1 protein-coding gene is annotated in these 2,465 nt (G+C 54.4%); it reads right to left on the bottom strand.

Translation table 11 applies throughout. From position 1 onward, the window contains the following. Positions 1 to 494: 494 nt before the first annotated feature. Positions 495 to 2,465, bottom strand: a 1,971-nt coding sequence (gene hopD1, locus DW49_RS0107180) for a XopB/HopD1 family type III secretion system effector (protein ID WP_241478690.1), incomplete at its 5' end; no start/stop codon positions are given.

The following is a 2,465-nucleotide window of genomic DNA, read 5'->3' as shown; positions in this document are numbered from 1 at the left end:
GGAACGCTAAGGGAGAAGATATTTTGAACAAAATACAGCGAGCCCGCGCGGCAATGAGCACGCAGGCATGAGAGAAGTTAATTTTGAGACGGCACAGTAGAAGCTGAGAACTTACCATATCAAAAATGAAAAGCCACCCTATTGAGACGCAAAAAGCGCCTCAGCCACGCGTCTCACAAGGGTGTACTCAAATGAGACATAGGCGGTGAGCGATCACTCGCAATTAATTCCGGTTCATGACGGTCGATTGCAAGTCGAACCAGATGAATGCAGGTTCATTCGCATATAATCCCGGTTTGCTGGTTCGAATAGACGCAAACAATCCCGGTCGAAAAACGCGATGATTGCAGGTCGAGGCCATTTCGATTGCAGGTCGTTACACGTAGTGCCGACAAATGTGGGACCATCCGCGATAGCGAGGGTAGCACGGTGAAAAACCATGCTACCCGCCTGACTGCTGCTCTTGAAGTCCAGTAGATCGCGTCGACTATGATTCAGGGTGCGGGCTGCCGCGGCGTGTCGGGCACAGCCAGGTCTTGATACGGAATACGTTCGGCCAATGGAGCCTCGCCATATCCAAGCTTCCGAACCAGGGCGGGAATTGCCTCAAAGCTGGCATTCATGCCGTTGACGATCGCAGATCCCACATGGCGCAGGAACTCGCTCCGGGGAGCCAGCATTTGATGTAGCTCCTCTGCGGAAATGTAACGGTCTCCAGCTTCCATGTGCTGGCTGGCCCGCGTGAGGATGGTTTGTACCACGCGTGCATGCTTGGCATTGTCGGAATCAAATAGCCCGGGAACGTTGACACGCCCGCCAAGCGCCAACGCGTTCAGAGCGATGGCTTCGATTGGATTGAAGACGGCGCTCCGGAAAATACGCAGTACCTGTTCCGACAGCAGCCCGGTTGCCTTGTTGCTGGCAATCAGTGGAATCATCCCGACAATCGATGCCAGCCCCATGGACTTGACAGCGGTGCTTTCGCCCGGAGCGATATCCAGCGCATGGCGCGTCATCCGCTCAATCGTCTCTTTGGTGTCCACCCCCTCGCCGGGATGAGCCATCACGCCGTCCTTCATGCTCTGGAATAAGCCAGCACGCATCAGCTCTTCACTTTCCTTGACCTCGGGTGGAATACCGGAGGCGGCGCCAAAGATGGCCGCTTCAGTTGTCACTGAGTTTGCCGCAAGATCGCCGACTCTGGATTTGAAACCTGCATACTGCAAAACATTATTGGGGAATGACACCACCGAGGAAATGGCACCGGCCTTCAACGCCTTGGGAAGTAGATCGCTCATGGACCACTCCTCACCTTTCATGCCCTTGATGATGGCAAGTACGCACATGGTGTCCATGGACTCGATAATCAAAGGAGGCACTGAATCGATTCCAGCCAATTGCAGAGCATATTGGCTCGGTGAGAAATTTTTGCCGAAGATGGCATTTTTCAACAGCTCAGAAGCGCCAAGCTCCCATGCCGAGCCGAGTATGCTGCTGACCCCGATGCTGCCGGCTAGACCGCCGAGCTGGAATTCCTTCTTGGTGGCTACATGCAACAATTCCTGTGCGCCCAGGCGAACCTGAAGATCGTCATCCCCCTTGAGTTTCTGGTTAATGAACTCGGAGAGGACATCGTCATTGGACGTGATCTTGGGAGCACATGAGGCGAGAAACGCTTTCGCGCTATTCTGGCCGATTGATGCGTTTGGACCAAATGCCGCAGCCCCCCGCTCGATGGCCTTGAGCAATAAGGGGATATGGATGTCTGCGTTGACATCCTCATCTACACGCTCCGACGAGTTGGCACCGGACATCAGTTGCGCCTTCTCCACCGTGAAGGCGCCTTTGAATTCCTCAAGTGCTTTCTCAATATCCCGACGTGGCCGCATTTCCAGCTGGACCCCGGCAATGCTCGCGGCCTGTGGTGGAAATGCCTGGTCGGCCTGCGCAAACGATAGCAGGGCCTGCACTACCGGGTTATCGGAAACAAGGCTACCAGAGTCCCTGCGGACCGACCCGATATGCACGGGCTTTGGCTGTGATGGCGGACGAGAATGGTCTGGCGAGCTCGGTAACGGAGTTTCCAGGCTACTGCTGTCTACTGCATCTTGTGAGAGAACGCGACTCATACCTAGATGGGTCCGTTCACTCAAGACAGAAGATGCTGAACCATGTGCGGGCGGGGAGCTGGGTACGTCGAAGGATATGGCTTTCGAAGAGCCATGCAAATGTGCGCTGACGATGTCGTACTCCGACTGATCATTTAATCGGGCCTGAACCGTCAGCTCGTTATTAATCAAGTGGTCGGTTCTCACGGTATCGGTGTCAGCTGGCAGACAGATTGACGCTTTATAGGTTACTTGCGTGTCGTTACTGGATTGAAATTGAAATGTGCCATCCTGCAGAGCGTTGCGTACCAGTGATGCAAGGCGTTGGTGTTCGGCATTAGCTGAAAGGCGTTCTAG

The organism is Pseudomonas avellanae BPIC 631, assembly GCF_000444135.1.
Lineage (GTDB): Bacteria > Pseudomonadota > Gammaproteobacteria > Pseudomonadales > Pseudomonadaceae > Aquipseudomonas > Aquipseudomonas avellanae.
The sequence above is the reverse complement of the archived record's forward strand: the minus strand, read 5'-3'. Positions and strand labels throughout refer to the sequence as shown.